Origin of the sequence: Mycobacterium sp. ELW1, from assembly GCF_008329905.1 — a bacterium.
Lineage (GTDB): Bacteria > Actinomycetota > Actinomycetes > Mycobacteriales > Mycobacteriaceae > Mycobacterium.
Map to the genome: position 1 here is coordinate 222314 of NZ_CP032155.1, position 23352 is coordinate 245665.

Here is a 23352-nt window from a genome sequence, read left to right on the forward strand (position 1 = left end):
TCCTGACAGAGACCTGGCAGGTGTTTAGAGTGAATCGCTACTCGTTTATGGCGCGGCGGTACTCATCTTTACGACGCCGTCGATATCTGGTTTCGACAGGAAACGCGGACCGGTCGATGTAGACGGTGGCGTACTGCCCGTGTCGTTCGCTGTTATCGGCCTGGCAAGTACCAGGGAAATCCCTGTATCGGTGCCCTGACCCGTCTCCATAGCATTCCGCCGGGACCGGATATTCCGGCTGGACGGGGAGGCCGCATCATGCATTCAATCTTTGTCGGCAAGACGCTGCGTATCGAGAAGTCGATCGGGCGGATCGGCGCGTTGGCCGTCGCCCTCGGGGTCGGGGTGGGGCTGGGCACCTCGCTGACATGCGGTATCGCCCATGCGGACGGATCGGACTCCACATCGGCCGGCGCCGATCAAACCAGTAAGGCCTCGTCGCGAGGCCACGGCGCGGGGGGCGCATCAGTCGGGGCGGGCCGACGGTCGTCAACTCATGGGGGGCGTCGCCCCGCGGACGGTACCTCCGGTGGCAGCGCGGCTCAGACGGGTGACACCGTCGATACGAAACGGCGTCACGGTCGCAGTATCAGCGCGGCACAACCAGATGAGTCCACGATGCCGGCGCCCACAGCGGAACGCCAACAGACCGACATCGAGGCTGGTGGCGGCGAGACCGTCCCTGCGGAAGCCGGGCGCCAGCGCGTCGTGCGCAGTAGGACCGATCAGCCGGCGCAGCCTCGGATCGACATGGTTGTCAACGTGGGTGATGCCTCGCCGGCTCCGGTAGCCACCGCCTCGGTGGCGGCGCCTTCAGCAGACCAGGCGATCGGCAGCACTCTCGGATCGCTCTCGGGCACCGGATTGCCGGGGCTCGGGACCGGATTGCGGCGGGGGGGTGATCCCGTCGGCGCGCCAACTACGTTGGTGTTGTTGGCGGGTGCGGGCCGCGAGTTCGGTGGGCGCAGCCGCGTACGACAGGCCGTCGCCAGCTCCGTGTTGTCGTCACAGACCGGACCCGACGGACCCACGCCGTCGGTCGACTCCGTCGCGGCAAAGAGGCTGTCGGCCTTGGTGACTCCTCGCGCTGCGGCCAGCCCGTTGGAATCCTTCATCGGCACGGTCGGTTCGTTGATCAACACCGCGCTGACTGCGATCAATAACGCGGTGAGCACCGCCCTCACCGCCATCAACACCGCAGTCACCACCGCCGTCACCGCGATCAGCAACACCATTACGAATCTGCTGACGGCAATAGGCGTGATCTCCAAGCCCAATGATGCCCCGTCGGCAGTCAACGACACGGTGACGACTGCCGAGGACTCTGCGGTGTCGGTCACGGCGGGGACGTTGTTGGGCAATGATTCTGATCCCGACGGTGACACGTTGACGGTGACGGGTGTGTCGTCGGGGGCGCACGGCACTGCGGTGTTGAACGGTACGACGGTGACGTATACGCCGACGGCGAATTTCAGTGGTGCAGATAGTTTTACGTACACGGTGTCGGATGGTCGTGGGGGCACGGCGACGGCGACGGTGGCGGTGACGGTCACGGCGGTCAATGATGGCCCGGTTGCCGGGAACAACACGGTGACGACTGCTGAGGACTCTGCGGTGTCGGTCACGGCGGGGACGTTGTTGGGCAATGATTCTGATCCCGACGGTGACACGTTGTCGGTGACGGGTGTGTCGTCGGGGGCGCACGGCACTGCGGTGTTGAACGGTACGACGGTGACGTATACGCCGACGGCGAATTTCAGTGGTGTGGATAGTTTTACGTACACGGTGTCGGATGGTCATGGGGGCACGGCGACGGCGACGGTGGCGGTGACGGTCACGGCGGTCAATGATGGCCCGGTTGCCGGGAACAACACGGTGACGACTGCTGAGGACTCTGCGGTGTCGGTCACGGCGGGGACGTTGTTGGGCAATGATTCTGATCCCGATGGGGATGCGTTGGCGGTCACTGGTGTGTCGTCGGGGGCGCACGGTTCGGCGGTGCTGAACGGTACGACGGTGACGTATACGCCGACGGCGAATTTCAATGGTGCAGATAGCTTTACGTACACGGTGTCGGATGGTCATGGGGGCACGGCGACGGCCACGGTGGCAGTGACGGTCACGGCGGTCAACGACGCGCCGGTGGCGGGTTCCAACTCCGTGAGTACCGTCGAGGGCACGCCGGTCTCGGTCTCTACAACCACCCTGTTGGGCAACGACTCCGACGTGGATGGGGACACGCTGAGCGTCACCGGGATCAGTCAGCCCGGGCATGGTTCGGCGGTGCTCGATGGCGGCACACTCACCTACACCCCGGATGCCGATTTCCATGGCGTCGACTCGCTGACCTACACGGTTTCCGACGGCCACGGTGGTACTGCGACCGGCACCGTGTCGGTGACGGTTACGTCGGTCAACGACGCTCCCATCGCGGGCGGAGACGCTGTGACCACCGCCGAGGACACTGCGGTCTCGATCAGTACGGTGACATTGTTGGGCAACGACTCTGACAAGGATGGGGACACGCTGAGCGTCACCGGGATCAGTCAGCCCGGGCATGGTTCGGCGGTGCTCGATGGCGGCACACTCACCTACACCCCGGATGCCGATTTCCATGGCGTCGACTCGCTGACCTACACGGTTTCCGACGGCCACGGCGGCACTGTCACAGGCACCGTGTCGGTGACCATCACCCCCGTCAATGACGCACCCACAGCTGTCAACGATTCGGCCAGTACCGCCCCGAACACGGCGGTGACCATCGATGTGTTGGGCAACGACACTGATGTGGACGGCGACCCGTTGAGCGTGACTGTTGCGGGGACAGCCGCGCACGGCACCGTAGCAGTCAACGAAGACGGCACCATCACTTACACGCCGAACGAAAACTACACCGGGACTGACAGTTTCACCTACACCATCTCCGATGGAACCACCGGCAACAGCGCCGCCGTTACCGTCAAGGTCGCCGTACCCACCCAGTCGTCGCTGACCCTGGCGAGTTTCGACCAACCCCAGATCCAGATCACCGCCTCCGGTGGTGTGTACGTCGTGGGAAAGGCATTCGTTGAAATAGGCGACACTGGAATGGGATACGACCGATTTGTTGTCGGCCGACTCGGTGAGGACGGCATGATCACCCCCGTCATCGACCTGGACAACATCGGGTGGCCGTACCTCGCCGACGTGACGGTCGGCCCGGACGGTCGGGTATATGTCCTCGACAACGGCTGGTCGGGTGCAGACGGCACATTGACGGTGTATGACACCTATGGCACCCCACACGTGATCTTGGACGACGGCGAGCTCGGCTCGGTCGACATCGGCACGGACTTGAGCGGAGACGCGGTCCATATGGCTGTCGGCAACGACGGGAAGATCTATCTCACCGCATGGGCCGGCTTCGGAGAGGACGCGATCCCCTCCGCGTTGACAGTGCTCAACCCCGACGGTTCGGTGGCGGTCGCGCCGGTCGATCTCGGCTTCCGATTCTCCGATGCGAAAGACCTGGTCGTCGGTGCAGACGGGCACGCTTACATTCTCGGTGTCGATCCCAACAGCTCCACGTACACCGTGGTGGTCGTGGGCTCAAGCGGTTCGGTCGACAAGCGGATTTCGTTGGCCAACTTGCCGGGGTCGAGCATTGCGGTCGGGGCGGACGGCACCGTATATGTTGCGTCCAACGATGGGGTCTTCACCGTCAACGCATCGGGACCCTTCGGCGTGCTGAACGGAATACCCAGCGACGGAACAGATATCGAAGCAATCGCGATGGGTACTCAGGGCCTCTACGTCCTGAAGGACAACGCCTTGTCAGTGGTGGATCCGGGCAGCATCAAGGTGCAGACGGTCCTCGACAGCGTTGATGACTTCAAATACATTGTCGGCCTGACAGTAGGACCCGACGGTGCCAGGTATGTCGCCGGCGTCGTCGACACCTTCTTGGGAGTCACAAGAATTGCCAAGGTCGACGTCGACGGGACGGTGTCAGATCTGGGCCCAGTCGCGTTGAACGGTTTCGGATCCTTCGACGCCGGCTCGGATGGACTTATCTATACCGCCGGACCCGGCGGGATCACCGTGATCAACACTGTCACCGGTTCGCGGGCGATCATTACGGTCCGTTCCGGTGGAGCGTCCCACGTGGCCGTCAGCCAGGACGGCGCGGTCTACTTCACCGGCTACCACTATGACCCGGACAGCGGCACCGTCGTCGGCTATCTGTCGGCCATAGATTCCGACGGCAACGTCGTTCTCCCTCCGGTAAATCTCGGCGACCAGACTTCCCACGAAGTCACCGGGTTGGCGGTTGGTTCAGACGGGCGGATCTACCTGACCAGCTATGTCAGCGACACGAGAAGCGCCGAAATGACGATCCTGCAGTCCAACGGAACTGTCGAATCGACTGTGCCGCTGGGTAGCGGCGGCTCCACGGGGTTGGCGGTCGGTGCCGATGGCACTGCCTATGTGATCAATAACGGACGAGTGATCGCGGTCGATTCGAGCGGTCCCATTGGCACCGTACGGTTTGGTTCGGGTCTCGCGTCCGTGCCCACCATGATCACGGTCGGCAACGACGGGTTGCTCTACGTCGCCGTCAACGACTACACACAGGCAACCGTGACCAGTTCGATCTCGGTCCTCGACCCGACCGATCTGGTCGAGGACGGGACGAGCAACGGTCTCAGCGAGTTCGTCGGCTTGTACGGAATCGCCGTCGATAGTGGCGGTCAGAAGTACGTCCTGGGCTACAACTACGACTCTTCTGGCAGCACCCATTCCAAACTTGTGGTGGTCAGTGCCGACGGCACATCGGTCACCCAATTGGCCGACCTCGGTCCCGGCAGTGGTGCGGTCGACGTCGAGATCGGGGCGGACGGTCGCCTCATGGTCACTGATGTCGCTCTCGGCACGGTTACGGCGTACGACCCGGTCAACGGCTATGCACCGCAGTTGATCCGGTCGATCGCCGGGGCTGCCGGGCTCGCCCTCGGCAACGGCCGCATCTATGTGAGCAGCGTCATCACCAACACCGATGCACCGCAGAGCGGCAAGTTGACCATCCTCAATGGCGACGGTTCGCTGATGACGACCGTCGATCTCGGTGGTGCGGCACTGGGCGCCAGCGTGGGCCCGGACGGCCGCGTCTACGTGGTCACGGCGTCGAGTGACAGCGGTACGAGCATCGATGGCGCGTTGCTGATCTTCAGCTCCGGCGGCGTGCTTCAGAAGACCATCGCGCTACCGAATAGGGCGAGCTACAACGTGACGGTGGGCCCGAACGGCACCGCCTACATTGCGGACGTCACCGGCCACGTGGTCGCCGTCGGCCAGGACGGCAGAGTCAGTGACCTCGCCGCTGTTGCCTTTCCGGTCGGGCTCGATATTGGTCCCGACGGGAAGCTTTACGTGACGAGCGCCGTCGATACCACCGGCCAAGGTCCTTCCATCACGGTGATCGATACCGCGACGAACCTGTAGCCCTAGACCGATGACGCGGCGCGCCGCGGGGGACGCGCCGCGTCGTCATCGGTCCCGTCGAGCGCGACAATTCTGAACCGGCCCACCGTCTCCCCCAGATGGGGACCCGTAGCGATGCGGGCCGTTCTGGCTTGGGGAGAAGCCCACCGATGTGGTTACTCGTGTCACGAGCACGGGGGAGCGTCTTATCGACCAGCCCAAGGCGCTGTAGCCGTTCAGCTGACCCGGCGTTGACGGTGGTTGGCGTCGGTCCGCAGGACCGTGCGGATGGCAACGGTGTCGCCGAGCATCGCCCCGGCGGTGCGCATGGTGGCGTCGGCGGCCCGGATGCCGGCGTGAAGTCCGTGCCGCGCCGGGACCGTCGCGGTCAACGTCACGGTGGGGATGCCGCCGCGAACGGCGGCGCTGCCACTGGCTTTCAGAACCTGGGCATTCGATTTCAAGGCCGTGGCCGATGCCCGGGCCACCGCGTTGGCGTTCACGGTGACCGAGTGGTCGTCGTCGTAGTCGAGGGTCACTCGGGTGGCGCGTCGTGCCGGACGGTGTGCGGCCAGCCATCGCAGACCGACCAGAACCAGGATCAGCCCGCCCGCCCCGGTGGCAAACGGCCACCACCCGGCGTGCATCACCTGGTCGACCTCAGGCAGGCGAAGTTCCTTGCCGCCGTGCAGTTTTCCGATGTGCCACTGCCATGCGGCGATGGGCAATGCGATCAGGCTCAGGCCGACGACCAGTGCGATGGCACGGTCGACGCCGATGGCGAAACGGGTCATCGTCGGGACTCCTGTCGGACGCGCACGGTGATGCGGGGTGGCCGGGCCAGCGGCTGGAGTTCGTCGCGGACCGCTCGTGCGACCAGATGCCTGATCTCGGCAATTTCGGGCACAGACACCACGCACCGCAGCGAGACCTTGCGGGCGGTCGCGGTGCTGTCGACCTGCTCGACACCGGGCACGTCCCGGGCGGCGGTCGCGGCGGCCTGGGCGACGTCGCGCAGGCGGACGTAGACGGCCCCGCCGCTGTCGCCGCGGGCCGGCACCGCGGTGGCCCGGCGCGGCTTGACCGCGAGCCCGGTCAGCAGAATGCCGACGACGCCCGCCGCGATGGTCACGGCCAGCACGATGATCGACGGTTGCAGACCGTCAACGGCCTTGACCGCCAACGGAAGCCACTGCTCGCCGCCCACCAGGCCGGCCTGGACGGCGGTGTCGCGTAGGCAGACGGCGCCGACCGCGATCAGCAGAACCGCGAGAGCGGCCGCGGCATAGCTGGCCCCCGCCGGGGCGAGGGGCACCGCCGCGGGTCGGCACCGGGACTCGCCGAGCGGGCGATCCTCTGGAGCCTGCTCCAGGGAAACGGTGCTGTGCTCAGCCACGGCCCCGGCTCCTGAGCCAGGTGGTGGCGTCGAACTCGCCGTCCCGGTGCCCGCCGATGACATAGCCGATCAGTCCCAGCAGCAGCGCCAGCAGAAAGCCGGTGAAGCCGCCGGCGGCAGCGGCGACCCCGAGAAGAATTCCGGCGAGCATGCCGGCGGTAGCGGTGGTCATGAATCCTCCTGAGGTGTCGGGTCGGTTGCGGTGTTGGTGGGTGCTGGGGCGATCTCTTCGACGGTCACATCCACCGGCAGGTCGGGCATTGCGGCACCGACCGCCGAGCGGACTGCGGCAGCGGTCTGGCGCACGGGTGCACCGGTCGCGACCGCGATGTGGACCTCCACCCGGTCGTCGCGGATGCGCACCCCGGTGACGCGCCGGCCGGGCAGGTAGGTGCCCACCTCGCCGAACATGCCGGGGTGCAGGGCCGCGACGCCGGGCACGGCGCGAGCGATGCTCGCGACCGTGTCCGCGGCGGTCGGATCGTCGTGCACTATTCGACCCGGGTCAGCTGGCCGGCGGTGTCGTCGCTGTCGTCGTCGACGAAAATGTCGTGGACGGTGATGTTGACCTCGACGACCTCCAGGCCGGTCATGCGCTCCAAGGCGGCGATGACGTTGCGGCGGATTCCGGTGGCCAGGTCGGCGATCGACACGCCGTACTCGGCGACGATGTCGAGGTCGACGGCGGCCTGCTTCTCACCGACCTCGACCGAGACGCCCTGCGCGTAGTTCGTCGACGCGCCGGGGATGCGCTCCCGCAGTGCGCCCACCGCACGACTGGCGTTGCCGCCGAGATCGTGAACGCCGTTGACCTCACGTGCGGCCAGCCCGGCGATCTTGGAGACGACGGTGTCGGCGATCGTGGTGCGTCCGTGGCTCGTGGCCAGGGGGCCGTTGGCCGCGGCGGCTGGGGCAGTGCCGGCCGGGGTCGGGGTTGCAGTGGTGCTCATTGGGTGATCCTCTCTGTCCTCGTTTCCGTACACCCAGTGAGACGGCGCGGCCGCCGCGAACCGAACGCCGAATCTCTGTGGTGTGCACCACACATCCGAAATGCTCCCGGTACCGAATACCTGGAGTCCGGCCACCGCCGCGACGTTCGATGCAGGTGCGGAAGGCTGCTAGTGCTCAGCGACGATGCGACCGGGATCTCCCCGCCGGCGGGTGACCGTGACCGGGAGTTGGCGGCCGCCGCCGCAGCCGGGTCCATCGAGGCCTTCGAGGAATTGGTGCGCAGGCACGGTCCCGCGCTGTACCGGTATGCGCGGCGGATGACCCGGGATGCCGACGCGGTCAACGACATCGTCCAAGAGACCTTCGTCGCCGCCTGGCGGCAGATCGGGAACTTTCGCGGTGACAGCGCCGTCCTGACCTGGCTGTTCGCCATCTGTGCGCGCAAGGTCACCGACTCGCATCGGGTCAAACGGGCGATTCCCATCGACGACCGTCTCATCGAGCCGGTCAGTCAGGACGCCGGCGCGAGCCCGTTCACGTTCGCCTCCAACAGCGCCTTCCTCGACGCGATGGAAGAGGCGCTGGCCGAATTGCCGCCGCGGCAGCGGGCGGTCTGGATGCTGAGGGAGATCGAAATGTTGACGTTCCCGGAAGTTGGCAACATCCTGAACTTGAGCCCGGACGCGGCCCGGGGGCATCATCACCGGGCGCGGGTAACCCTTCAGCAGAGGCTTCAGCAATGGCGATAGGAGATCTCGAGATTTTCGACAACGCCGGACGGCTGTTGCGAGCAGTCCCGGAGCCGCAGTGGCAGGCCATCGAGCCGGCGGTGCTGGCCGCGGTGCGCGCCACCCCTCGGGGTGGCTGGCCGCTGACGGTGGAGGACCCTGAGCCGGGCACCGCGCCGGGGCGCATCCAGGTCAGCGATCTCGTACTGACCGCGGCGCTGAGCCGGGCGCTGGCCGGTCAGCCGGACTATTTTGTCGACCGGATTGAAGCCACCTCCGATGACGAAGTGCTGCAAGGTATTCAGATCCAGCTCAGCGGTCTCTACGGAGCCGACCTGGTGTCGGTCACCGAGCGCGTGCGCGAGCGCGCCGCAGGTGTTCTCGCCGACGTGATCGGACCGGGTACCGCTGTCCCCGTCAGCGTGACGGTGGTCGACGTCCACCGTTGACGGCGCCGGCCACTATGTGATCGACGACACGGCGATGCGGCGTTCGGTTGCGCGCGGTGCCACCGTCCAACTCCTGTCGGCGCAACAACGCGCCGGTCCCCGAGGCCGCAATTGCGTTGCGGCGCAAAGGAGGAGGATGTCATGTCAGATGCAAAGGACACCGCCAAGGACGCTGCCGGCGGCATCATCGAGGACCTCAAGGGTAAGGCCAAAGAGGTCGTGGGCTCGGTGACCGGACGCGACGATCTGGTGCGCGAGGGTAAGGCCCAGCAGGACAAGGCCGAGCAGTAGCCGGACGGGCGGCGCGGGGTACGCCCGCGCCGCCCATCGAGGCTTATGCCCGCGGCGTACCGAGCCGTACGGTTTCCAGCGCCGCCAGCGCGTCGTCGGGAATCGGGACCGGTCCGTCGTCGCCGAGCAGCACCAGCACGGTGTCACACACCCCGACGCAACGGCCGTCGACGAACAATCCGGTCGACGCGACGAACGACGTGCGCCCGATCCGTCCAACCCCGGCGCCGGTCTCGATGGTGCCCGGCCAGTGCGCCTCGGCGAGGAAGTGCACCGCGTTCTGTGAGGTGACCAGGCGCAGCCGCCGGGTGGTCACGTCGTAGATATCGGGAAACAGGCTGCGGTTCATGGTCGCCCGGGCGTTCTCGTGCATCGCCTCGAGCGCCAGGTTGTTGAGGTGGGCGTTGGAATCCATGTCGCCGTAGCGCGCCTCGACGGTGCCGGTCACGGGGTAGGAGTCCAGCCGCAGCCGCATCTCGTGCGGACGGGCCGCGGTCGTTGTCCAGTCGCTCACAAGTGCGCAAGCTTATCGGCCGCGTGCCGCCAGCTGACCAGCGCCGCCGCCGCGACCATGATCAGGGCCGCACCGACCGTCGGCTCGGGCAGCAGCGCCGCGGCCACCATCGCGATGGTCAGCGCCACCACGCAAGCGCTTTGGACGACGTCACGCCGGCCGGCGTCGAGCACCAGCCACGTCGTCAACAGGAACACCGCCAGCGGGACGGTCAGCGTCAGACCCGCCACCGCATGCGGCAGGTGGCCCTCGCCGAGATGCTCGGCGACGATGACCTCCACCCCGGCTGAGAACGCCGCGGCCGACGCGAAGATGAAGTAGTGCAGATAGCCCCAGTAGAACGAGCGGCGTCTCGTCGCGGTCTGGTGGTGCTGCGGACGGTCGAAATAGATCCACCACATCGAGGCCACGATCGCCAGTGAGCAGACTGCGACCAAGATCAGGCCGAGCCGCGCATCGTCGTTGGACAACCCGCCGATGATCGAATTTGCGGCCGCCAGAATCGATTCGCCGAGCACGATCAAGGTGAACAGCCCGTACCGTTCGGCGATGTGGTGGTGGTGGTAGGCCGTCGCCTTGTACCGCTCGGCGATCAGCGCCACCGACAGGTCAGCCAGCGCCAGCGCTGGGAACAACCAAACCGGGCCGTCGAGGAACCACCAGGACACCCACAGCACCTGCACGACGACGATGCCGATCGCGTACCGCACGCAGGTGCCGCGATACTCGCGATCGGTGATCGCGGCCCGGATCCACTGTGCGGCCGTGGCCACCCGCATGATCACGTACCCGGCGACGATCGCCCCGAAGTCGTTGGACAGCATCGCGCTCTGGGCGCCCGCGGCGATCACCAGGGCGCCGGCCATCTGCACGAACACGGTCAGCCGGTAGAGCCAGTCGTCGGTGTCGTAGGCACTGGCGAACCAGGTGAAGTTCATCCAGGCGTTGAAGATCGCGAAGAACACCATCGCGTAGGACGCCAAGCCTGAGGCGAAGTGCTGTTCTTCCCAAAGATGGTGCAGTGCACCGGAAGACTGGGATACGGCGACGACGAAAACGAGGTCGAAGAGTAGCTCTAGAGAGCTGGCCGCGCGGTGCGGTTCATCGGGGTCGCGGGCGAGCATCGCCCGCAGGCCGGCCGGCAAAAGTGCGGGTCAGCGCTGATTAAACCGGCGGGTAGGCGGGCGGCGGGTAGACACCGCGCAGCGCCCAGGGCAACCAGCTGAAGAAGTACTCGACCTCGTCGCTCGCGTCATAGTCCGGATTCGGATCCATCCCTCGCACCTCCTGAGCGTCACCGCAATAGAACCGGAGTCTAGTCCGCGGGCCGCAACCGCGACACCGGTCATTAAACTATCCAACCAGTTGATAGAGAGCCGGCGTTGTCGGCGAACAAAATGACGCCGTGCCGGCCGGCGCCGGCACAGGACAAGCGAGGACACCATGGCATCCGAGAACGGGATGACCCGGCGCGAAGAGCTGCTGGCCGTCGCCACCAAGCTCTTCGCCGCGCGCGGCTATCACGGAACCAGGATGGATGACGTCGCCGATGTGGTCGGCCTGAACAAGGCGACGGTCTACCACTATTACGCCAGCAAGTCGCTGATCCTGTTCGACATCTACCGCACTGCTGCCGAGAACACCCTGGAGGCCGTACACGACGATCCGTCCTGGACCGCCCGTGAAGCGCTCTACCAGTACACCGTGCGGCTGCTGACGAACATCGCCGAGAACCCCGAGGGCGCGGCGGTGTACTTCCAGGAGGCGCCCTACATCACCGAGTGGTTCACCGAAGAGCAGGTCGCCGAGGTCCGGGAAAAGGAGACCCAGGTCTACGAGCACGTGCACGGTCTGATCGACCGCGGGATCGCCAGCGGCGAGTTCTTCGAGTGCGATACGCACGTGGTGGCCCTGGGCTACATCGGCATGACGCTGGGCGCCTACCGGTGGCTGCGACCGGACGGCCGGCGCACCGCCAAGGAGATCGCCGCCGAGTTCAGTACCGCATTGCTGCGCGGCCTGATTCGGGACGAAACGGTGCGCGTGGAATCCCCGCTGGGCATGCCCGACGTGGCGGGCGCGGCCAAGAAGGCGCCCGCCTGAGGCCGATATGATCGGCCGATGCCGCTCGTCAGCAAGACCGTTGAAGTCAACGCCGATGCCGACACGATCCTTCGGATAGTCGCCGACTTCGAGACCTATCCGGACTGGAACCCCGAGGCCAAGGCCGTCTATGTGCTGGCCCGATACGACGACGGCCGGCCCAGCCAGCTGCGTCTGGACATGGAGATCCAGGGCCAGTCGGGCACCTTCATCCAGGCGGTCTACTACCCCGGCGAGGGCCAGATCCAGACCGTGCTGCAGCAGGGTGAGGTGTTCACCAAGCAGGATCAGCTGTTCTCGGTGGTCGCGATGGGTCCCTCCAGCCTGCTGACCGTCGACCTGGAGGTCGAGGTGTCCCTGCCGGTCCCGGACATGATGGTCAAGAAGCTGATCAACGACGTGCTCGAGCACCTGGCCGACAATCTCAAGACCCGCGCCGAGCAGTTGTCCGCCAGCTCGTAGCCGCGTCGATCGGCTACCGCCACATCCCGTTGCGCTCGAGCTGTTCCAACAGCCGGTGCACGCCGTCGTTGAACTCCGCCGCGGAGAGCTCGGCGAGGGTGGCCTTGTCGCGCCGGCGCAGCGCCTCGATCAGCCTGCGATGGGTGTCCACCGCGTTCGCACCCCAGGACGGGTCGGTGACATAGATCTGCGGCGGCATGTACCGCGCCGCATGAAGCAGGAACCAGGCCAGTTTGATCCGGCCCGCTCCGCGGTTGAGCAGCCGGTGAAAGGCGAACTCGGCAGCACCCACGGTGGCCGGATCGCCCTCGGCCACCGCTGCCTCCAACGCCTCGTTCGCGCGTTCGAGCTCGTCGATCTGCTCGGCGGTCAGCCGGTCGGCCGCACTGCTCACCAATTCCTTGGCAATGGTGGCCTGCAACCAGTAGATGTCGGCGATGTCCTGGCGGCTCAGCGGCTGCACCACATAGCCGCGCCGGGGCTCGAGTGCGACCATGCCCTCGCCGCGCAGCGTCAGCAGCGCCTCCCGCACCGGGGTGATGCTGACCCCGAGCCGGGCGGCCGTCTCGTCGAGCCGGATGAACGTCCCGGGCCGCAGGACGCCGGTCATGATCGCTTCGCGAAGGTGGGCGGCGACCTCGTCGGACAGCTGTGAGCGACGGCTTCCCCGGCGGTTGCCGACCCGTGTGGAAGCCGGTGCGTTCACGTGACCTCCGGGGACTTGTGTGGCGAGCGGTCAAGCAATAGTGTGACCCAAGCAACAACAGATTTGATCAAATATAACGATTCCTGCGTTCTCCAGCCACCGGGTTCACGCATCCTTTACGACATAGGGAACTGTCGTCATTCGGAACTGTTGAGAGGGCAACGAAGACCAGTGACCAGCCAGCTGACCACGACGACCGAGCAGCCGTATCTGGCGCGCCGGCAGAACTGGACCAACCAGTTGGCGCGTCATGCTCTCATGCAGCCCGAGGCCACCGCATTGCGGTTCATGGGCCGCACGACCACCTGGGCCGAGTTCGACCACCGGGTGACCAAGCTCGCCGACGCGTTGAGCCGCCGCGGGGTCTGCTTCGGCGACCGGGTGATGATCCTGATGCTGAACCGCCCGGAGTTCGTCGAGGCGACTTTGGCCGCCAACCAGCTCGGGGCGATCGCCGTACCGGTCAACTTCCGGCTCACACCGCCGGAGCTGGCGTTCCTGGTCCAGGACTGTGAAGCGGCGGTGCTGGTCACCGAAACGGTGCTCGCCGACGTCGCCAAGGCCGTGCGCGACCTCGCGCCCGGGCTGTCCGCGGTGATCGTCGCCGGCGGCGCAACCGAGGACGGGGTGCTCGGTTACGAGGATCTGATCGTCGAAGAGGGCGAGCAGCACCAGCCGGTGGACATCCCCAACGACAGCCCCGCGCTGATCATGTACACCTCGGGCACCACCGGGCGGCCCAAGGGCGCGGTGCTGACCCACACCAATCTGGCCGGTCAGGCGATGACCGGGATGTACACCACCGGCCCCGACATCAACAATGACGTCGGATTCATCGGGGTTCCGCTGTTCCACATCGCCGGCATCGGCAACACCCTCGGCGGCCTGATGCTGGGCACTCCGACGGTCATCCACCCGCTGGGCGGATTCGACCCGGGCCAGCTGCTCGACGTACTCGAGGCCGAGCGGGTCACCGGCATCTTCCTGGTGCCCGCCCAGTGGCAGGCGGTCTGCGCGGCGCAGAAGGCCAAGCCGCGCGACATCCGGTTGCGTGCGCTGTCCTGGGGTGCGGCGCCGGCGTCGGACACCCTGCTGCGCGAGATGTCAGAGACGTTCCCGGACAGCAAGATCCTGGCCGCGTTCGGCCAGACCGAGATGTCGCCGGTGACGTGCATGCTGCTCGGCGACGACGCGATCCGTAAACGCGGGTCGGTGGGCAAGGTGATCCCGACCGTGGCCGCGCGCATCGTCGACGAAGACATGAACGACGTCCCGGTCGGGGAGGTCGGCGAAATCGTCTATCGCGCCCCAACTCTCATGGCCGGTTACTGGAACAACCCGCAGGCCACCGCGGAGGCGTTCGCGGGCGGCTGGTTCCATTCCGGCGACCTGGTCCGCGCGGATGCCGACGGCTACATCTGGGTGGTCGACCGCAAGAAGGACATGATCATCTCCGGCGGAGAGAACATCTACTGCGCCGAGGTCGAGAACGTGCTGGCCGCCCACCCGGCGATCGTGGAGGTGGCGGTCATCGGCCGGGCGCACCCCAAATGGGGTGAGGTACCGGTGGCCGTCGCAGCGATCAACGCCGCCGCGCTGCGGCTGGAAGAACTTGACGAATTTCTGACCGAACGTCTGGCACGGTACAAACATCCCAAGGGACTTGAAATCGTCGACGCGTTGCCCCGCAACCCTGCGGGCAAGGTGCTGAAGACGGAATTACGGATTCGGTTCAGCGCCAGTGCCCCGGCCGATGGGAGCGTTGAATCCGGTTCGGATGCACCGGATCCCACCTAGCGGAACGACGTATTACGGATGCGACAAAAATCGAGTAGTGGGGATGGAGGGTCAATAGTGCAGATGCGGCGCACGGCCCGTGAGGCATCGGGTACATTCCTGTGGTCCGCCTTACTACTGAGTAGTAGGGAGACGACACTCACTCACTGCGGGTCGGGGCAAGGAGGGTACGTGCCAGTCGGACTGCCGCCACGCGACGACCGACGTGGTCCCGTCATGTGGGTGAACCGGTGACCGCCGCGACCACTGGCGTCGGCGGCTACCTCCAGGACAAAGCCCGTCCGGCCCTCACCGCCATCGGCGGCTTCTTCCGCATGTGCGTCCTCACCGCCAAAGCGACCACCAAGTGGCCGTTCGAGTGGCGTGAGTTCATCCTTCAGGGCTGGTTCCAGTTCCGGGTGACCTTCCTGCCGACCATCGCCGTCGCGGTCCCCAACACCATCCTCATCATCTTCACGATCAACATCCTGCTGGTGGAGTTCGGCGCGGCCGACGTCTCCGGTGCCGGTGCGGCACTGGCCGCGGTGACCCAGCTCGGCCCGATCGTGACCGTGCTGGTCGTCGCCGGCGCCGGGTCGACGGCCATCTGCGCCGACCTCGGCGCGCGCACCATTCGCGAAGAGATCGACGCCCTCGAGGTCCTCGGCATCGACCCGATCCACCGCCTCGTGCTGCCCCGCGTGGTGGCCGCCACGTTCGTCGCGGTGCTCCTCAACGGCGCGGTCATCACCGTCGGCCTGGTCGGCGGCTTCATCTTCGGCGTCTACATGCAGAACATCTCCGCCGGCGCCTACGTCTCCACGCTCACCCTGATCACCGGATTGCCGGAGGTCATCATCTCGATCGTCAAGGCGCTCACCTTCGGGCTGATCGCCGGGCTGGTCGGCTGCTACCGCGGCCTGACGGTGTCCGGCGGCGCCAAGGGCCTGGGCACGGCGGTGAACGAAACGCTGGTGCTCTCCGTTGTCGCTTTGTTCGCTGTCAACGTCGTCTTGACGACTATCGGCGTGAAGTTCGGAACGGGGCACTGACATGAGTACTGCAGCAGTCATCCGGTCCCGGTACCCCCGCGCATACTCCAGCGCCACCAAGTGGGCGTCGGCCCCCGGCCGGTTCATCGACCGGGTCGGCGACGTTGCCTGGTTCACCGTCACCGCGGTCGGCCAGATCCCGCACGCGCTGCGCTACTACCGCCGCGCCACCCTGCGGCTGATCGCCGAGATCGGCATGGGCACCGGCGCGATGGCCGTCATCGGCGGCACCATCGCGATCGTCGGTTTCGTCACCCTGTCCGGTGGCTCCCTGATCGCGATCCAGGGCTATGCCTCACTGGGCAACATCGGTGTGGAGGCCTTCACCGGCTTCGTCGCCGCGCTGGTCAACGTCCGCGTCGTCGCACCGCTGGTGTCCGGGCACGCACTGGCCGCGACGGTCGGCGCGGGCGCCACCGCCGAGCTGGGCGCCATGCGCATCGCCGAGGAGATCGACGCCCTCGAGGTGATGGGCATCAAGTCCATCAGTTACCTGGTGTCGACGCGGATCCTTGCCGGCATGGTCGTGATCATTCCGCTGTATGCGATGGCGTTGCTGCTGTCGTTCCTGGCGGCGCAGCTGACCACGACGGTGTTCTACGGTCAGTCGACGGGTACCTATGACCACTACTTCCGTACGTTCCTGCGCCCCGATGACGTGTTCTGGTCGTTCGTCGTGGCGATCATCATCGCGATGTTCGTGATGATCAACCACTGCTACTTCGGCTACAACGCCAGCGGCGGTCCGGTCGGTGTGGGCGAGGCGGTCGGAATCTCGATGCGCGCATCGCTGGTTGCCGTCGCGACCGTGGTCCTCCTTGCCTCGTTGGCGCTCTACGGCACCAACCCGAACTTCAACCTCACGGTGTAGCGGTATGACGTCGCCGCTCAACGCATCCCGGCGCCCGCCCATCAAGTTGGCGGGTGTGATCTTTCTGGTGCTGGCAATCGTGCTTGCAACGTTGGTCTACCTCCAATTCCGCGGCGACCTCACGCGCAAGACCACGCTGACGATGGTGTCCGATCGCGCCGGCCTGGTGATGGACCCGGGGTCGAAGGTCACCTACAACGGGGTCGAGATCGGCCGGGTCACCAAAGTCGCCGCGGTGAACCGCGACGGCAAGACGGCGGCCGAGCTGACGCTCGAGGTTGTCCCGCACTACATCTCGCTGATCCCGGCCAACGTCGACGCGCAGATCAAGGCCAGCACCGTCTTCGGCAACAAGTACGTGTCCTTCCGCAGCCCGCCCGATCCGTCCAAGCAGCGGATCTCCAGCGGCGACGTGATCGACGTGTCCCACGTGACGACGGAGTTCAACACGCTGTTCGAGACGCTCATCTCGATCTCGGAGAAGGTCGATCCGGTCAAGCTGAACCTGACGCTCAGCGCGGCCGCCGAGGCGCTCAACGGGCTGGGCACCAAGTTCGGCCAGTCGATCGTCAACGGCAACGCGGTGCTCGACGACGTCAATCCGCAGATGCCGCAGATCCGCAGCAACATCCGCCAGCTGTCGAACCTGGCCGACGTCTACATCAAGGCCAGCCCCGAGTTCTGGGACTCCCTCGACCACGCGGTCACCACCGCCAGCACGCTCAATGCCCAGCAAAAGGATCTCGACGCCGCGCTGTTGGCCTCCACCGGATTCGGCAACACCGGCGCCGACATCTTCGAACGCGGCGGCCCGTACTTCGTGCGCGGCCAGGCCGACCTGATCCCGACCGCCCAGCTGCTCGACACCTACAGCCCGCAGCTGTACTGCCAGATCAAGGGTGAGGCCGAGGCCTTGCCGCAGGCGCTGGATGCGTTCGGTGGCAACGGCTATTCGCTGGACACCGTCACCGAATTCCTCGGTGCCCCCAACCCCTACGTCTATCCGGACAACCTGCCCAGGATCAACGGGCACGGCGGCCCCGGCGGTGCGCCGGGTTGCTGGCAGAAGATCGATCGGAACTTCTGGCCGGCGCCGCACATGGTGGTTGACGACGGAGCCTCCCTCGCGCCGTACAACCACTTCGAGCTCGGCCAGCCCATTCTCACCGAGTACGTGTGGGGTCGCCAAGTCGGGGAGAACACGATCAACCCATGAGAATCACTGGCACAGCAGTCAAACTCGCGGCATTCTCGTTCGTGCTGCTGCTCTTCACGGCGATCATCGTCATCGTGTTCGGGCAGTTCCGCTTCGACCGAACGACCTCGTACACAGCCGAATTCAGCAATGCGAGCGGTCTGCGGGACGGTCAGTTCGTCCGCGCCGGCGGCGTCGAGGTCGGCAAGGTGTCCGACATCAAGCTCATCGGCAACGGCGACCGGGTGCAGGTGACGCTCAACGTCGACCGCACGCTGCCGCTGTATCAGTCGACCACCGCCCAGATCCGCTACCAGGATCTGATCGGCAACCGCTACGTCAATCTCGACCGCGGCACCGGTGAGGGCGCCGACCGAATCCTGCCCGCGGGCGGCTTCATCCCGATGTCGCGCACGCAGCCCGCGCTGGATCTCGACGCACTGATCGGCGGATTCAAGCCCTTGTTCAAGGCGCTGGATCCGCAGAAGGTCAACACCATCGCCTCCTCGCTGATCACCGTCTTCCAGGGGCAGGGCGGCACCATCAACGACATCCTGGATCAGACCGCTCAGCTGACCTCTGCGCTGGCCGATCGCGATCAGGCCATCGGTGAGGTAATCACCAACCTGAACACCGTGCTGGACACCACGGTCAAGCACGAGAAGGACTTCGACCAGACGGTCAACAACTTCGAGGTGCTCATCACCGGGCTGAAGAACCGCGCCGACCCGCTGGCCCAGTCCACCGCCGACATCAGCAATGCGACAGGGACGTTGGGAGATCTCCTGGCCGACGACCGCCCCCAGCTGCAGAACACCATCGCCAAGCTGGAGACCATTCAGCAGCCGCTGGCCGACGGTCAGGATCGGCTCGACGACCTGCTGACCAAGCTGCCCGCAGCCGTGAAGATGATCGGTCGCGCCGGCGGTATCTACGGCGACTTCTTCAACTTCTATCTGTGCGACATCAACCTGAAGCTCAACGGCCTGCAGCCGGGCGGACCGGTCCGCACCGTGAAGATCACTCAGCAGCCCACGGGTAGGTGCACGCCGCAATGAGGACGCTAGAGGGTTCCAACCGCATCAGGAATGGCCTGGCAGGCATTCTGATCGTCATCCTGGTCATCGGGGTGGGGCAGAGCTTTTCCGGCATTCCCCAGCTGTTCGCCCAGCCGGCCTACTACGGCCAGTTCACCGACAGTGCCGGCCTGAATCCGGGTGACAAAGTCCGCATCGCCGGGATGGACGTCGGCACGGTGAAGTCGCTCAAGATCGACGGCGACAAGGTGCTGATCGGATTCAACTTGGGCGCCAGGCAGATTGGCACCGAGAGCCGGCTGGCCATCCGCACCGAGACGATCCTGGGCAAGCGTGTCCTGGAGATCGAGCCGCGCGGTGGCAAGCCGCTGCAGGCCAGCGGGGTGCTGCCGGTGGGCCAGACCACCACGCCGTACCAGATCTACGACGCGGTCTTCGACGTGACGAAAGCCGCTGCGGGCTGGGACATCGACACCGTCAAGCGATCACTGAATGTGTTGTCGGAGACCATCGATCAGACCTACCCGCACCTGAGTGCGGCGCTGGACGGGGTGGCCCGGTTCTCCGACACCATCGGCAAGCGCGACGAACAGTTCAAGCATTTGCTGGCCAACGCCAACAAGGTCGCCGCGGTGTTGGGTAACCGCAGCGAGCAGATCAACCGCCTGGCGGTGAACGCCCAGACACTGCTGGCGGCGGTTAACGAACGTCGCGCCGAGGTCGACGCACTGCTGTCCAACGTCTCGCTGATCTCCCAGCAGTTCACCGGCTTCGTCAACGACAACCCGAACCTGAATCATGTTCTGGAGCAGCTGAAGACGATCAGCGATGTGCTGGTCAAGCACAAGACGGATCTGTCCGACGTGCTGATCACCGCATCGAAGTTCATGGGCGCCCTGGCCGAGGCCATCGGCTCCGGCCCGTACTTCAAGGTTCTCGTCGTCAACCTGGTGCCGTACCAGATCCTGCAGCCGTGGGTGGACGCCGCGTTCAAGAAGCGCGGCATCGATCCCGAGGAGTTCTGGCGCAACGCGGGTCTGCCGGCCTTCCGCTTCCCGGATCCCAACGGCCAGCGCCAGCCCAACGGGGCGCCGCCGCCGGCACCGATCCCGCTGGAAGGCACGCCGGACCATCCCGGTCCCGCGGTCGGCCCCGGCTCGCCGTGCTCGTACACCCCGCCCCCGGACGGGATCCCGACCAACAACAACCCGCTGCCGTGTGCCGGTTTGACCAACCTGCCGTTCGGGCCGGTGGCAGAAGGTGCCTACCCGCCGCCGGACGTGCCGATCTCGGCGCCCAACCCCGACGCGGGCTACCGCCCGGGTGTCCCCAGTGCTGCCTTCCCGGGCGAACTTTCGCCGGCGATCCAGGGTGTGCCCGCCCCGCCGCTGGCGCCCGGTCCGCCGGGGGCCCGCACGGTGCCGGTCGCCCCGACACCGGGTCCGGCCACCGACATCCCCGGATACGCCCCGCCGCCCAACGCCCTGATCGGGCCGATCCCGCCGCCGGGACCGGGACCGCAGGTGCCGCCGGTCGGTGACTTGGCGCCCGTCGACCAGGGAGGGGGAGCGTAAATGTCGACAGTCTTCAACATTCGTAATCTGGGCCTGCCCAAGATGTCTCGGACATCGGTCATCGTCGGCACCCTCGTGGTGGTCATCGCGCTGGTCGTGGCGGTGGTCGGTTACAAGCTGTACGAGAAGCTGACCACCAACACCGTGGTGGCGTACTTCCCCGAGGCGTTGGCGCTCTATCCCGGCGACCGGGTGCAGATCATGGGCGTGCGGGTCGGCGGCATCGACAAGATCGAGCCGGCCGGCGACAAGATGAAGGTCACCTTCCACTACGACAACAAGTACAAGGTGCCCGCCAACGCGACCGCGACGATCCTCAACCCGAGCCTGGTCGCCTCTCGCGTGATCCAGCTGGCGCCCGCCTACACCGGCGGCCCGGTGATGGCCGACAACGCCGTCATCCCGATCGATCGCACCCAGGTGCCGGTGGAATGGGACGACCTGCGCAACCAGATCTCCGACCTCGTCACCAAACTCGGCCCGACACCCGAACAGCCCAAGGGCCCGTTCGGTGATGTCCTGGAGTCCTTCGCCAACGGGCTCGAGGGCAAGGGCCAGCAGATCAACACCACGTTGAAAGCACTGTCCGACGCGGTGAGTGCGCTCAACGAGGGCCGCGGTGACTTCTTCGCCGTCCTCAAGAGCCTGGCGTTGTTCGTCAACGCGCTGCACAAGAGCGATCAGCAGCTGGTGGCGCTCAACACCGACCTGGCCACGTTCACGAACTCGTTCTCCAACTCCGATCAGGAAGTGGCCAAGGCGGTCAAGGACATCGACACCTTGCTGACCACCGCCCGCAAGTTCGTCAACGACAACGGTTCGGTGCTGACCAAGGACATCAACAACCTCTCCGAGGTCACCACTCAGGTGCTCCAGCCGGAGTCGCGCAACGGCCTGGAGACGGTGTTGCACGTCTACCCGAACCTGGCCGCCAACCTGCAGAACATCTACCACCCGACACACGGTGCGCTGGTGGCCATTCCGACGATCGCGAGCTTCGCCAACCCGATGCAGTTCATCTGCAGCGCGATCCAGTCCGGCAGCCGTCTCGGCTACCAGGATTCGGCGGAGATGTGCGCGCAGTACCTGGCGCCGATCATGGATGCGATCAAGTTCAACTTCCCGCCGTTCGGTGTGAACCAGTTCTCGACGGCGGAGACGCTGCCGAAGTACGTGGCCTACTCCGAGGAACGGCTGCGGCCGCCGCCCGGATACAAGGACACGACGGTGCCGGGCATCTGGTCGCGCGACACGTTGTTCTCGCACGGCAACCATGAGCAGGGCTGGATCGTGGCACCGGGCATGCAGGGTGTCGACGTCCAGGCGTTCACCGCCAACATGCTGACCCCGGATTCGCTGGCCGCGTTGATGGGTGGACCCGACCCGGTGAACTACCCGCCGGGTGGTCCACGTGGTGGCGCGCCGTCGAACTCCTATGACCAGAACAACCCGCTGCCGCCGCCGTGGTACCCGGGAGCGATCCCGCCGCCACCGCCGGGTCCGGACGTGGTCCCCGGACCGTTGCCGGTCTCGCAGCAGATCAACGGCGGGGCTCCGGCCCCGGCCGGGCCGGCACCGGCAGCACCTGCGGGGCCTGCGCTGCCCGCTGAGATGGGAGGTGGACAGTGAGCACGATTCTGAGCACCACCCGTCGGTACGGCTGGCGTGGGTTCGTACTGGTACTGACGGCGATGATCCTGACGTCGTGCGGCTGGCGCGGTATCGCGAACGTGCCGATGCCGGGTGGCCCCGGCACCGGGAGCGACAACATGACGGTCTACGTCCAGATGCCGGATACGTTGGCGCTCAACGTCAACAGCCGCGTCCGGGTCGCCGACGTGTTCGTCGGTTCGGTGCGTGCCATCGAGCTCAAGAACTGGATCCCGACGCTGACGCTGAAGCTGCAGCCCGGAGTCAAGCTGCCCGCCAACGCAATTGCGCGCATCGGTCAGACCAGCTTGCTGGGTACCCAGCACGTCGAGCTGGATCCGCCGCCGAACCCGTCGTCCGAGCCGTTGCGTAACGGCGCGACGATCCCGCTGAAGAACTCGCAGTCGTTCCCGACCACCGAACGCACCCTGGCCAGCATCGCCACCGTGCTGCGGGGCGGCGGTATCTCGAACCTGGACGTCATCCAGACCGAGGTCACCAACATCCTGGACGGCAACAGCGAACAGATCCGCGACTTCCTGACCAAGCTGGACACCTTCACCGACCAGCTCAACCAGCAGCGGGACGATCTGACCCGGGCGATCGACAAGACCAACGAACTGGTGTCGATCGTGGCCGCGCGCAACAACACCCTGGACCGGGTGTTGACCGAATTCCCGCCGCTGATCAAGTATTTCGCCGACGCCAGGGACCGGTTCACCGGTGCCGTAGAGGCGCTGGGCCGGTTCAGCAAGGTCACCGCCGACACCTTCTCGGAGGCGCGGGCCAACTTCGACACCAACCTGGCGCTCCTGCAGCGGCCGTTGAAGCAGCTCGGCCGGGCGGCGCCCTACCTGATCGACTCGCTGAAGCTGGTCATCACGGCGCCGTACCCGATCGACAACATCCCGAAGGTGATCCGGGGTGACTACATCAACACGTCGGCCACCTTCGACCTGACGCTGAGCTCGATCGACAACGCGTTCCTCACCGGTACCGGTGTGTCCGGAATGCTGCGTGCGCTCGAGCAGGCATGGGGTCGCGACCCGCAGACGATGATCCCGGATGTTCGGTTCACGCCTCACCCGAACATGACCGACGGGGGACCGTATGTCGAGCGCGGCGAGTGAAGGGGTG

At 66.0% G+C, this 23352-nt stretch carries 22 protein-coding genes and 1 pseudogene; 14 read left to right on the plus strand and 9 right to left on the minus strand.

Annotated elements, in window-relative coordinates:
• Positions 1-258 precede the first annotated feature (258 nt).
• Complete coding sequence (locus tag D3H54_RS01080) at positions 259-5481, plus strand: cadherin-like domain-containing protein (RefSeq protein WP_149377483.1); 5223 nt, start codon at positions 259-261, stop codon at positions 5479-5481.
• 215 nt (positions 5482-5696) lie between these two features.
• Here the strand turns inward: D3H54_RS01080 and D3H54_RS01085 are convergent, their stop codons facing one another.
• From D3H54_RS01085 to D3H54_RS01105, 5 genes are read right to left on the minus strand one after another with little or no spacing between them, the layout of a single operon-like run.
• On the minus strand, positions 5697-6254 hold the full coding sequence (locus D3H54_RS01085) for a hypothetical protein (RefSeq protein WP_149377484.1): 558 nt from the start codon (positions 6252-6254) through the stop codon (positions 5697-5699).
• On the minus strand, positions 6251-6856 hold the full coding sequence (locus tag D3H54_RS01090; protein ID WP_149377485.1) for a DUF6286 domain-containing protein: 606 nt from the start codon (positions 6854-6856) through the stop codon (positions 6251-6253). The genes D3H54_RS01085 and D3H54_RS01090 overlap by 4 nt, the downstream gene beginning before the upstream one ends.
• Entirely contained in the window at positions 6849-7028 is a 180-nt protein-coding gene (locus D3H54_RS01095; RefSeq protein WP_149377486.1) for a hypothetical protein, read from the minus strand. Before D3H54_RS01095 ends, D3H54_RS01090 begins: the two co-directional genes overlap by 8 nt.
• Entirely contained in the window at positions 7025-7348 is a 324-nt protein-coding gene (locus tag D3H54_RS01100) for an Asp23/Gls24 family envelope stress response protein (protein ID WP_210419631.1), read from the minus strand. Before D3H54_RS01100 ends, D3H54_RS01095 begins: the two co-directional genes overlap by 4 nt.
• Entirely contained in the window at positions 7348-7806 is a 459-nt protein-coding gene (locus D3H54_RS01105) for an Asp23/Gls24 family envelope stress response protein (protein WP_149377488.1), read from the minus strand. Before D3H54_RS01105 ends, D3H54_RS01100 begins: the two co-directional genes overlap by 1 nt.
• Positions 7807-7977: 171 nt before the next feature.
• Between D3H54_RS01105 and D3H54_RS01110 the strand changes: the two genes are divergently transcribed.
• The 3 genes and pseudogenes from D3H54_RS01110 to D3H54_RS01120 all read left to right on the plus strand — a co-directional run.
• Positions 7978-8556 (plus strand): RNA polymerase sigma factor, encoded by a 579-nt coding sequence (locus D3H54_RS01110; RefSeq protein WP_149377489.1) that lies wholly within the window; start codon positions 7978-7980, stop codon positions 8554-8556.
• Positions 8547-8984: a hypothetical protein gene (locus D3H54_RS01115; RefSeq protein ID WP_149377490.1), complete on the plus strand. Its 438-nt coding sequence runs from the start codon at positions 8547-8549 to the stop codon at positions 8982-8984. Before D3H54_RS01110 ends, D3H54_RS01115 begins: the two co-directional genes overlap by 10 nt.
• 141 nt (positions 8985-9125) lie before the next feature.
• A pseudogene (locus D3H54_RS01120) lies at positions 9126-9269 on the plus strand (microaggregate-binding protein 1); the annotation flags it as partial.
• A 49-nt stretch (positions 9270-9318) separates the two neighbouring features.
• Here the strand turns inward: D3H54_RS01120 and D3H54_RS01125 are convergent.
• Genes D3H54_RS01125 through D3H54_RS01135 form a run of 3 tightly spaced genes read right to left on the minus strand, consistent with a single transcriptional unit; the run spans position 9319 to position 11064 of the window.
• Positions 9319-9789 carry an acyl-CoA thioesterase gene (locus D3H54_RS01125; protein ID WP_286199069.1) on the minus strand — a complete coding sequence of 157 codons (471 nt, stop codon included), beginning with the start codon at positions 9787-9789 and terminating at the stop codon, positions 9319-9321.
• Positions 9786-10934 (minus strand): low temperature requirement protein A, encoded by a 1149-nt coding sequence (locus tag D3H54_RS01130; RefSeq protein ID WP_168214741.1) that lies wholly within the window; start codon positions 10932-10934, stop codon positions 9786-9788. The genes D3H54_RS01125 and D3H54_RS01130 overlap by 4 nt, the downstream gene beginning before the upstream one ends.
• Positions 10935-10953: 19 nt before the next feature.
• Entirely contained in the window at positions 10954-11064 is a 111-nt protein-coding gene (locus tag D3H54_RS01135) for a hypothetical protein (RefSeq protein ID WP_005142555.1), read from the minus strand.
• Between the two features lie 168 nt (positions 11065-11232).
• On the opposite strand from D3H54_RS01135, the gene D3H54_RS01140 reads away from it, so the two are divergent.
• A complete protein-coding gene (locus D3H54_RS01140) occupies positions 11233-11892 on the plus strand; it encodes a TetR/AcrR family transcriptional regulator (protein WP_149377492.1) in 660 nt (219 codons plus the stop codon).
• 18 nt (positions 11893-11910) lie between these two features.
• Complete coding sequence (locus D3H54_RS01145; RefSeq protein ID WP_149377493.1) at positions 11911-12354, plus strand: SRPBCC family protein; 444 nt, start codon at positions 11911-11913, stop codon at positions 12352-12354.
• 13 nt (positions 12355-12367) lie between these two features.
• Here D3H54_RS01145 and D3H54_RS01150 read toward each other — a convergent pair whose 3' ends face one another.
• A complete protein-coding gene (locus tag D3H54_RS01150) occupies positions 12368-13060 on the minus strand; it encodes a GntR family transcriptional regulator (RefSeq protein WP_149377494.1) in 693 nt (230 codons plus the stop codon).
• 171 nt (positions 13061-13231) lie between these two features.
• Here D3H54_RS01150 and fadD5 point away from each other — a divergent pair, with 171 nt between their 5' ends.
• From fadD5 to D3H54_RS01190, 8 genes are all read left to right on the plus strand, one after another.
• On the plus strand, positions 13232-14857 hold the full coding sequence (gene fadD5, locus D3H54_RS01155) for a fatty-acid--CoA ligase FadD5 (RefSeq protein ID WP_149377495.1): 1626 nt from the start codon (positions 13232-13234) through the stop codon (positions 14855-14857).
• Positions 14858-15087: 230 nt separating this feature from the next.
• On the plus strand, positions 15088-15888 hold the full coding sequence (locus D3H54_RS01160) for an MlaE family ABC transporter permease (RefSeq protein WP_102808529.1): 801 nt from the start codon (positions 15088-15090) through the stop codon (positions 15886-15888).
• Between the two features lies 1 nt (position 15889).
• A complete protein-coding gene (locus tag D3H54_RS01165) occupies positions 15890-16759 on the plus strand; it encodes an MlaE family ABC transporter permease (RefSeq protein ID WP_149377496.1) in 870 nt (289 codons plus the stop codon).
• A 4-nt stretch (positions 16760-16763) separates the two neighbouring features.
• The gene (locus D3H54_RS01170) at positions 16764-17975 is read left to right on the plus strand and encodes an MCE family protein (protein WP_149377497.1); all 1212 of its coding nucleotides are present in this window, start codon (positions 16764-16766) and stop codon (positions 17973-17975) included.
• Positions 17972-19012 (plus strand): virulence factor Mce family protein, encoded by a 1041-nt coding sequence (locus D3H54_RS01175; protein ID WP_149377498.1) that lies wholly within the window; start codon positions 17972-17974, stop codon positions 19010-19012. Before D3H54_RS01170 ends, D3H54_RS01175 begins: the two co-directional genes overlap by 4 nt.
• Positions 19009-20565, plus strand: coding sequence for a virulence factor Mce family protein (locus D3H54_RS01180; protein ID WP_149377499.1), 1557 nt, complete (start codon positions 19009-19011; stop codon positions 20563-20565). The genes D3H54_RS01175 and D3H54_RS01180 overlap by 4 nt, the downstream gene beginning before the upstream one ends.
• Positions 20566-22194 carry a virulence factor Mce family protein gene (locus tag D3H54_RS01185; protein WP_149377500.1) on the plus strand — a complete coding sequence of 543 codons (1629 nt, stop codon included), beginning with the start codon at positions 20566-20568 and terminating at the stop codon, positions 22192-22194.
• An 8-nt stretch (positions 22195-22202) separates the two neighbouring features.
• Positions 22203-23345 carry a virulence factor Mce family protein gene (locus tag D3H54_RS01190; protein WP_432246566.1) on the plus strand — a complete coding sequence of 381 codons (1143 nt, stop codon included), beginning with the start codon at positions 22203-22205 and terminating at the stop codon, positions 23343-23345.
• The last annotated feature ends 7 nt before the right edge of the window (positions 23346-23352 follow it).

Bases quoted from the DNA above. Each gene is read 5' to 3' on its own strand.
- D3H54_RS01080 (WP_149377483.1), top strand. From the start codon at position 259: ATGCATTCAATCTTTGTCGGCAAGACGCTGCGTATCGAGAAGTCGATC.
- D3H54_RS01085 (WP_149377484.1), bottom strand. From the start codon at position 6,254: ATGACCCGTTTCGCCATCGGCGTCGACCGTGCCATCGCACTGGTCGTC.
- D3H54_RS01095 (WP_149377486.1), bottom strand. From the start codon at position 7,028: ATGACCACCGCTACCGCCGGCATGCTCGCCGGAATTCTTCTCGGGGTC.
- D3H54_RS01105 (WP_149377488.1), bottom strand. From the start codon at position 7,806: ATGAGCACCACTGCAACCCCGACCCCGGCCGGCACTGCCCCAGCCGCC.
- D3H54_RS01115 (WP_149377490.1), top strand. From the start codon at position 8,547: ATGGCGATAGGAGATCTCGAGATTTTCGACAACGCCGGACGGCTGTTG.
- D3H54_RS01135 (WP_005142555.1), bottom strand. From the start codon at position 11,064: ATGGATCCGAATCCGGACTATGACGCGAGCGACGAGGTCGAGTACTTC.
- D3H54_RS01140 (WP_149377492.1), top strand. From the start codon at position 11,233: ATGGCATCCGAGAACGGGATGACCCGGCGCGAAGAGCTGCTGGCCGTC.
- D3H54_RS01145 (WP_149377493.1), top strand. From the start codon at position 11,911: ATGCCGCTCGTCAGCAAGACCGTTGAAGTCAACGCCGATGCCGACACG.
- D3H54_RS01165 (WP_149377496.1), top strand. From the start codon at position 15,890: ATGAGTACTGCAGCAGTCATCCGGTCCCGGTACCCCCGCGCATACTCC.
- D3H54_RS01170 (WP_149377497.1), top strand. From the start codon at position 16,764: ATGACGTCGCCGCTCAACGCATCCCGGCGCCCGCCCATCAAGTTGGCG.
- D3H54_RS01175 (WP_149377498.1), top strand. From the start codon at position 17,972: ATGAGAATCACTGGCACAGCAGTCAAACTCGCGGCATTCTCGTTCGTG.
- D3H54_RS01180 (WP_149377499.1), top strand. From the start codon at position 19,009: ATGAGGACGCTAGAGGGTTCCAACCGCATCAGGAATGGCCTGGCAGGC.
- D3H54_RS01185 (WP_149377500.1), top strand. From the start codon at position 20,566: ATGTCGACAGTCTTCAACATTCGTAATCTGGGCCTGCCCAAGATGTCT.